The following is a 7,784-nucleotide window of genomic DNA, read 5'->3' as shown; positions in this document are numbered from 1 at the left end:
GGTTATCAAAGGTTGAAAGAAGGAAGAAGTATATTGTAGATGACCAGTTAGATGAGTCAATTACAATATACCAGGTTATAAAGACATGGGAACAAAACGACAAGATATAAGAACATTGTCAAAAAGACATCCTAAACTGGAAACGTTGATGAATCGAGTAGACAAGGAATCTTTAATAAGACAACATCGTCTACAAAAGAAAGACAAAGCTCCAGGAATAGACATGGTAACTAAGGAAGTGTATCAGGAAAATCTAAATGAAAATATAGACGACTTGATGCATAGACTTAAGAGTTTTAGCTATAAGCCACAACCCGTAAGACGAGTTGAAATCGACAAGGGAAATGGCAAGAAAAGACCTTTAGGAATACCGGTCTATGAAGACAGGCTCTTTCAAGGAGCCATGGCAGATATACTTAGTGATGTATATGAACCTAGATTTCTAGACTGTTCATATGGATTCAGACCAAATCGAAAGGCTCATGATGCGATTAAAGTAATCAATGATACCATTATGTATAAGAAAGTTAACTATATACTGGATTGTGACATTAAAGGCTTCTTTGATAATGTGAATCATGAGTGGCTCATGAAATTTCTTCGAAATGATATCGCAGACCCGAACTACCTGAGATATATAGCGAGAATGCTCAAATCAGGTGTCATGATAGAAGGAAAATATGAGGAAACAAGTGTAGGAACACCCCAAGGCGGACTGATTAGTCCAATACTTGCCAATGTGTATCTACATTATGTGTTGGATATATGGTTTGAAAAGTGTATTAAGAAACAGTTATATGGAGAAGCATACCTGGTAAGGTTTGCCGACGATTTTCTGATTATGTTTCAATATGAAAGAGATGCACAAAGAGTATATGAAGCCATTATTAGAAGAATGGAACTTTTTGGATTGGAACTATCCAAAGAAAAGACACGAATACTTCCATTTGGAAGAAATTGTGGAACTAGAGAAACTTTTGATTTTCTAGGCTTTACACATTTCAACAGTAAGACAAGAAAAGGTTACTATTCTGTAGGACATAAGATTAGTCGTAAAAAGAAGAAGCAATTCAAGTCAAACTTAAAGAAATGGGTCAAAGAGAATAGAACCACTCAATTTGACGAATTCATGAAGACATTGAACAAGAAACTTACCGGTAGTTTTAACTACTATAGTTTGAGTGGAATGATAAAAGAGGTCAGAAACCTTTGGCAACATTCACTATATGTAACGTTTAAATGGTTAAACCGAAGGAGTCAAAGAAAAAGTTTTAAATTGGAAAGGTTCTATGTAGTATGGCAAGAAAGAATCATTCACCCATATATCCATGTTGATATTTGGAGTGGTGGTAAAGTCATTTATAACAAGAATGTTTAAAGTAACAGTGGGAGAGCCGTATGCGGGAAAACTGCACGTAGGGTTCTTAGAGGAGTTTGTCTCCAACTGTTTATTTTAGAGAAGGAGATAAATTTACTTATGAATTTTCATGAATGTATGAAGCTGTTTTATCCAGAGACAAAAATAATATTATATAATCAAAAAAATGAAGTTGTATTAAAAGGCCAAGTAAAGGATATTCGTAAAGAGTGTGAAAAATATCATAATGTAGAAGTAACCTTTGTATCAGGTAGAGCGGATACAACGGGACTTAAAATTTGGCTAGATATGTAAAAGGAAGAAAGTATAGTGCTTTCTTCCTTTCGTTTCTAGTATTTCATATTGCTTTTAATCACATCGTGATCTTTTAATAGTTTTTCAATTACAGTACCCTTGATTGCCTTAAGAATTGGTTTTTTGAATACGTTTAAAGGTCCAAGGTTGATTTCAAGTGGCGATTTACCATCCATTAATTTAACGCTTGAATCTAATAATTCACGTACATCATATACGCTGCCCCAAACTTCTGGAACACCACGATCAACACCCAATAGTCCATATACAGCTTCCATGGCGGTACGTACTGAATATTCAGTTGTAAAGACTGTGTCTCTTGGTGTGTCGGCAAATTGTCCTAAGAAGGCGAAGTTTACACATCCATCAGGAATTACGTCTGGACGATCACCTTTTGTACGTGGCATAAAGAAGGCAGTGATGTATGGCATCATTGTAGGTACGCATCGTGCTGAATTTGTAGCTAATTCTTCAATTTGATCCGTTGGAACACCCAAGTGATATAGCCATTCTTCCGTAATTTCTTTACCAGTACATTCTCTCATTGGCTTTTTAATGTAGTCACCATCAACATCAGTGAATAGTCCATATACCCAAACGCATACTTTGTTTGGATCTTGTTTCTTGAATTGTCCTTGACGATTGATTGTCCAGCTCATTAACCAACTTGAATCTCTACAAGTGACAATACCTCCAGTAACTGTTTTTCCACTGCGAGGATCACGTTTACAAATATTTGTGATATAAGGAATAATCTTATCATCTAATGTTGTGACTGTGGCAGATTCCCAGTTTGTCTTTGAAATGTCTGAACAGAATTTTTCTGGATGTCCAAAGCTTGGATCTTGTTTCGCGATGTTTTTCCATAAGCTCCAGCATCCACTTGTTCTTACTTCAGCATCTCCATTAGGCGCATGGTCTTGATCGCCATAGATTGTTCCTTCTGTACAGCTTCCGTTTGTCACGAATACTAAATCGTTTTCAGTTAATACAATGCCGGTTTCGGTTCCGTTGACTTTGCATTCGATTGTCTTCGCAATTTTTTTGTCACCTACAAATTCAAACTCAACATTTGTGACTTCTGTATTAAATTGGAAGTCTACGCCATGAGCTTCTAGATATTTTTGCATAGGAAGAATCAATGATTCATATTGGTTGTATCTTGTGAATTTCAAAGCACTGAAATCAGGAAGTCCTGAAATGTGGTGAATGAATCTTTGGAAGTATAATTTCATTTCTAATGCAGAGTGCCAGTTTTCAAACGCAAACATACTTCTCCAATACATCCAGAATGTTGAATCGAATACTTCTTCATCAAATACATCTTCAATTGTCTTATCATATAAGTCTTCGTCTGGTGTCATGAATAATTTTGCGATTTCCATAGCACCCTTTGTACTTAAGTCAAACTTACCATCTGTATGAGCATCTTTTCCCTGATTGATTGTGGCACGACACAATGAGTAGTTAGGATCATGTTTATTTAACCAGTAGTATTCGTCTAGAACGCTAGCCCCTTCAACTTCTAAGGAAGGAATGCTTCTGAATAAATCCCATAAACATTCGAAGTGGTTTTCCATTTCACGTCCACCTCTCATGACATATCCACGAGTGGGATCATAGATTCCATCACAGGCACCTCCAGCAATATCCATTGCTTCTAATACGTGGATGTTTTTTCCTGGCATTTGTCCATCACGAACTAAGAAGCAAGCAGCCGCTAGTGCAGCAAGTCCACTACCTACGATATATGCATTCTTATTATCGACGCCAGCTGGCTTTTCTGGGCGGGCAAATGCTTCGTAGTTTCCGTTTGTGTAGTAAATACCTTTAGAGTTCTTTTCGTATTTTCCTCTTTCTGTATTACGATATTCACTTGTAGATGTCTCTTCTTCTTTCTTTTTATCGTTCACTTTTTTGGCGGTAAATAAAGCAGCACCTGTAGCTGCAGCAGTAAGGCCTGCAATGCCTAATTTTACAGTATTCTTTGACATATACATGTCCTCCTTTTTCTTTATGGCTACATAATAGTGAGAATCAAAATAAAAAACCATAAACAAAAAAAGCAAGATGATAATTTTTTTATCATTTTGCTTCATTTGTAAAGTTTGAAATGGAATTTGCGATAGAACCATGCAAAGTATTGGCCATATTATAGACGATTTCATTATAATCTTCATTCATGCCTTTGCCAATCCAGTCGAGCATAATGCCTACAAAGCTATATTTATAGAAATCGGCAATAAATTGGATTTGTTCTTCTGAAATGTTGGTGCCTTGAGCCTTTTCTCTAACAACCCCTAAAATAAGGTCGTGTACGGTTGCAAACAAAAATCTTTCGATACTGTCTTGTGTTGTAGCGTGATACACATTCAATATGAATGGCTTATTTTGAAGAACGGCTTCAAAAATGGATGTGAGACCTTCTTGCCAAGTGTCGTAGGTCTTATTTCCTTTTAGTACATTTGTGGCATCATAAATACAAGACCATTCAACAAGGTCATAAATATCTTTAAAGTGATAGTAGAAAGACATTCTTGAAATGCCAACATCGTCCGTTAGATCTTTGATGGTAATCCTATCCAATGGTTTCTTTAATAAGAATCTTTTTAGGGATTGCTCTAGAGCAAGTTTAGTTAAGTTTGACATACAAAAATAATAATAAAAAAAGGGTCTCCCGTCAATTCTTAGGAGACCATGAACATTAAATTCTGAGTGGCTGTAACAAACAGAATTTTGCCTTGCCCTAGCTGTAATAGGGCTCTTTGAATATTGTAGATGTGCTTCTCTCAAGCACACTTATACTATAATCTTATCATTCGTTAATTTAATCAAAACATTTTGTGAAATTTTGGGAAGAAAGAGAATCTAGGTTTGCAGAATACAAATATTGATTTTTGTTTCTGCTTTTTATATATTAAGTAATTGGTTTTGGAGAAGAATTTAAAGAATACTATTATGGGGATGAAGAAACGACAAATTATAGGATAATCAATAAAATTATTGTTCCGGCAATTGAAAAAATGAGATAATAAAATACGCTTTATTTATCGTGTAATGTGATAGATAAGGCGCTTTTGTTTACAGAAAAATACTTTACGAATAAATTGTTTGGGTTTATACTTTTTAGTAGATAAATAACTTTCGTAACTAAAAAGAACAAAAAATAATAAGGACATAAAACTAAGGAGATTTACTTATATGCAAAAGAGAACTACGAATTATTCATTCCAAAAGTTTGGGGATGTATTCTATTCTGTAAATCATAATGCAGGGCATTTGGTTGATTATGTTGAAAACGATTTTAAAATCACAAACAAAACGTTTGATACATTTTATTATTCTAGCGATCCAGTATATTTGGATACGCGTAGTGGAATTATTATGTTAGTGGTGAGTAAAGATGGTAAAAAATTTGAAGAATATGTGATTCACCGTGTTGTTCGTTTAAAACCAGATATTTATTTTAATTATGTTTCTATCTCGAGAGAGAGTGTGCTTCAAATTCATTATTCGAGTCATGGAATGAATCAGAAGATGATGGAGACTCCATATTCGTATCAGCCTTTGGTTTCAAAGATGAATTTAAAAGAGATCTTTACATGTTTTTACCAGGTTCGTAAATCGAATTATACATTTCCTGGTGAGTCACATGATTATTATGAATTGACATATATTGATCATGGTACTTTGGATACGACGGTAGATGGTCATAGTTACAGATTGTCTAAATATGATTTAATTTTATATTATCCGGGACAGTTCCATACACAAAGTACAGATAGTCAGAGTACTTGTTCATATCTGACGATTACGTTTGATATGGATAATAAGTTGCCTGGCAATTTAAAAAATCGTGTTTTTCATACGCGAAAAGATATTTATCAAGTGTTGTCTGAATTTATGAAATCCATTCAGTCCGATGGTAATTTGAATTCAGAACTCGTACTATTGTATTTAAAACAGATTCTAATTCTTTTATATCAATTTGATGATGAGGTAGAGGAATCTACTTCTATAACGGCGAATCCGATGCAAGAGCATTATGAGAGTACGTTGCTGAATGAAATTTTGGTTTTTATCAATAATAACGTATATAAGCAATTTACGGTGGAAGATTTGTGTACGAAGTTCTCGATTTCGAGATCAAGTCTACAGAATTTGTTTAAGTCAAATATTCATATTACCCCAAAACAATATATTTCCAACGTGAAATTGAATCAGGCTAAAATCATGATTCATGAGCATAATCAGACGATTTCAGAAATATCTGATATTTTAGGATTTACTTCCATTCACTACTTTTCTAGGAAGTTTAAATTGCAGTATGGGATTTCTCCAACGGATTATGCCAAGAGCATTTCTCAATAAGTCCAGAAATGGGCTTTTTTTCTTGCGTTAATAGTGTATGATATGTACATGAAAAAGAATCAAATGTTAATGACGTCTGGAACCATTTGGAAACAAATGCTTCTGTTTGCATTTCCTGTGTTTCTAGGCAATCTATTTCAACAACTTTATAATACTGCGGACTCCTTGATTGTAGGAAACTATCTGGGCAGTTCAAGCCTTGCGGCCGTTACTTCTTGTGGTGAATTGATCTTTCTGTTGACTAGTTTGTTTCAAGGAATATCCGTCGGTGCAGGAGTTGTCATTGCACGCTACTTTGGTGCGAATGATAAAGAAAGAATGCAGAATGCGATCCATACACTTATGGCGTTTGGATTGATTTTTGGGATTGGTTTAACCGTTTTTGGATACTTGTTGGCACCTGTATTGTTAGGGTGGATGTCTACACCAAAAAATGTGATTCATTTATCCACTGCATATCTACAAATATATTTTTTAGGGTCTTTAGGAATGATTCTATACAATTCTTGTGTAGGCATTATGCAGTCAGTAGGAGATAGCAAACATCCATTATATTTCTTGATTGTATCAAGTTGTGTAAATGTTGTATTGGACATTGTATTTGTAGCAGGATTTCATATGAATGTAGAAGGGGCTGCCTTGGCTACGATTCTATCGCAGTTTTTAAGTGCTGCTCTTTGTTTGTATCTATTGATTCGGACAAATGAAAGTCATCAGGTACATCTTTCTAAGATTCGTATACATGCTGATGTAGGTAAGGAAATATTGGAAATGGGGATTCCAACGGGAATTCAGAATAGTTTAATTTCAATATCAAATGTCGTTGTACAATCGAATATCAATTCGTTTGGCTCCTTGGCTATGGCTGGTATTGGTACCTATACAAAAATTGAGGGTTTTGCGTTTTTACCAATCACAAGTTTTATGATGGCTTTAACTACGTTTGTTTCTCAAAATAGAGGAGCCAAAGAATATGAAAGGGCTAGAAAAGGAGCTCATTTTGGACTCGTTTGTTCCGTCGGCTTAGCTGAAACCATAGGGTTATTGATTGCACTGTTTGCCACTCCATTGATGCGTTTATTTGTGAATGATCCACAAGTAATACAATATGGTGTAGAACGAGCTCATTATGCGACGATTCTATTCTTTTTATTAGCATATAGCCATGGTGTGTCGGCTGTACTTCGTGGAGTAGGAAAGTCTGTGGTTCCAATGGTTGTTATGCTTGTGTGTTGGTGTCTTGTGCGAGTCACCTTATTAACAATGTTGAACATGCTATTCCATAACATTTTATTTGTATATTTGATTTATCCATTTACTTGGTCTTTATCAAGTATTGTATTTTTCCTATATTATCGAAAAATTAATTGGCAAGAATAAAAAAGAAACCATTCTAGTGTTGGCGCCTAGAATGGTTTCTTTTGTTTATTATTATTTTGGGAGAGAGATATGAATATTGGTTTATTTTCTATATTCATTGCCTTATCTTTAAGACACTTATAGAATAACATTCCATGTTGTCATAATTTTAGTATAACTTTGGTAAATCTTGTGAAATCAAAATGAATTATGTGAAATTATCAAATGTGCATCTTTTTTGGAAAAGCCTCAATGTATTTCGTATATGAGATAGGGGTGATGAAATCACATGAATAAATCAAAAGACAAAATTATGAAGGAGTTTTTAGAAAACAATGCCTATTTTGTCGACTTCTTTAATGCGTACTTCTTTGATGGAGAA

6 protein-coding genes are annotated in these 7,784 nt (G+C 34.6%); 4 read left to right on the top strand and 2 right to left on the bottom strand.

The window, feature by feature from the left end; translation table 11 throughout:
* Nucleotides 1-85: 85 nt before the first annotated feature.
* Both ltrA and FYJ55_RS09875 read left to right on the top strand, forming a co-directional pair.
* Nucleotides 86-1,378: a group II intron reverse transcriptase/maturase gene (ltrA, locus tag FYJ55_RS09880; protein ID WP_154556681.1), complete on the top strand. Its 1,293-nt coding sequence runs from the start codon at nucleotides 86-88 to the stop codon at nucleotides 1,376-1,378.
* Between the two features lie 99 nt (nucleotides 1,379-1,477).
* Complete coding sequence (locus tag FYJ55_RS09875) at nucleotides 1,478-1,672, top strand: hypothetical protein (protein WP_154556680.1); 195 nt, start codon at nucleotides 1,478-1,480, stop codon at nucleotides 1,670-1,672.
* 35 nt (nucleotides 1,673-1,707) lie between these two features.
* On the opposite strand, the gene FYJ55_RS09870 is transcribed toward FYJ55_RS09875, so the two are convergent.
* Together FYJ55_RS09870 and FYJ55_RS09865 are read right to left on the bottom strand one after the other, a co-directional pair.
* Nucleotides 1,708-3,666: an oleate hydratase gene (locus FYJ55_RS09870; protein WP_154556679.1), complete on the bottom strand. Its 1,959-nt coding sequence runs from the start codon at nucleotides 3,664-3,666 to the stop codon at nucleotides 1,708-1,710.
* Nucleotides 3,667-3,757: 91 nt separating this feature from the next.
* On the bottom strand, nucleotides 3,758-4,321 hold the full coding sequence (locus FYJ55_RS09865; RefSeq protein ID WP_154556678.1) for a TetR/AcrR family transcriptional regulator: 564 nt from the start codon (nucleotides 4,319-4,321) through the stop codon (nucleotides 3,758-3,760).
* A gap of 552 nt (nucleotides 4,322-4,873) precedes the next feature.
* Between FYJ55_RS09865 and FYJ55_RS09860 the strand changes: the two genes are divergently transcribed.
* The gene (locus FYJ55_RS09860; protein ID WP_154556677.1) at nucleotides 4,874-6,043 is read left to right on the top strand and encodes an AraC family transcriptional regulator; all 1,170 of its coding nucleotides are present in this window, start codon (nucleotides 4,874-4,876) and stop codon (nucleotides 6,041-6,043) included.
* A gap of 33 nt (nucleotides 6,044-6,076) precedes the next feature.
* Entirely contained in the window at nucleotides 6,077-7,423 is a 1,347-nt protein-coding gene (locus tag FYJ55_RS09855) for an MATE family efflux transporter (protein WP_326831868.1), read from the top strand.
* The last annotated feature ends 361 nt before the right edge of the window (nucleotides 7,424-7,784 follow it).

Origin of the sequence: Holdemanella porci (assembly GCF_009696075.1) — a bacterium.
In the GTDB taxonomy this organism is placed as follows: domain Bacteria; phylum Bacillota_I; class Bacilli_A; order Erysipelotrichales; family Erysipelotrichaceae; genus Holdemanella; species Holdemanella porci.
Note: the sequence above shows the minus strand (reverse complement) of the source record. Positions and strands in the feature narration are given on the sequence as shown.

Bases quoted from the DNA above. Each gene is read 5' to 3' on its own strand.
- ltrA (WP_154556681.1), top strand. From the start codon at position 86: ATGGGAACAAAACGACAAGATATAAGAACATTGTCAAAAAGACATCCT.
- FYJ55_RS09860 (WP_154556677.1), top strand. From the start codon at position 4,874: ATGCAAAAGAGAACTACGAATTATTCATTCCAAAAGTTTGGGGATGTA.
- FYJ55_RS09870 (WP_154556679.1), bottom strand. From the start codon at position 3,666: ATGTCAAAGAATACTGTAAAATTAGGCATTGCAGGCCTTACTGCTGCA.
- FYJ55_RS09865 (WP_154556678.1), bottom strand. From the start codon at position 4,321: ATGTCAAACTTAACTAAACTTGCTCTAGAGCAATCCCTAAAAAGATTC.
- FYJ55_RS09875 (WP_154556680.1), top strand. From the start codon at position 1,478: ATGAATTTTCATGAATGTATGAAGCTGTTTTATCCAGAGACAAAAATA.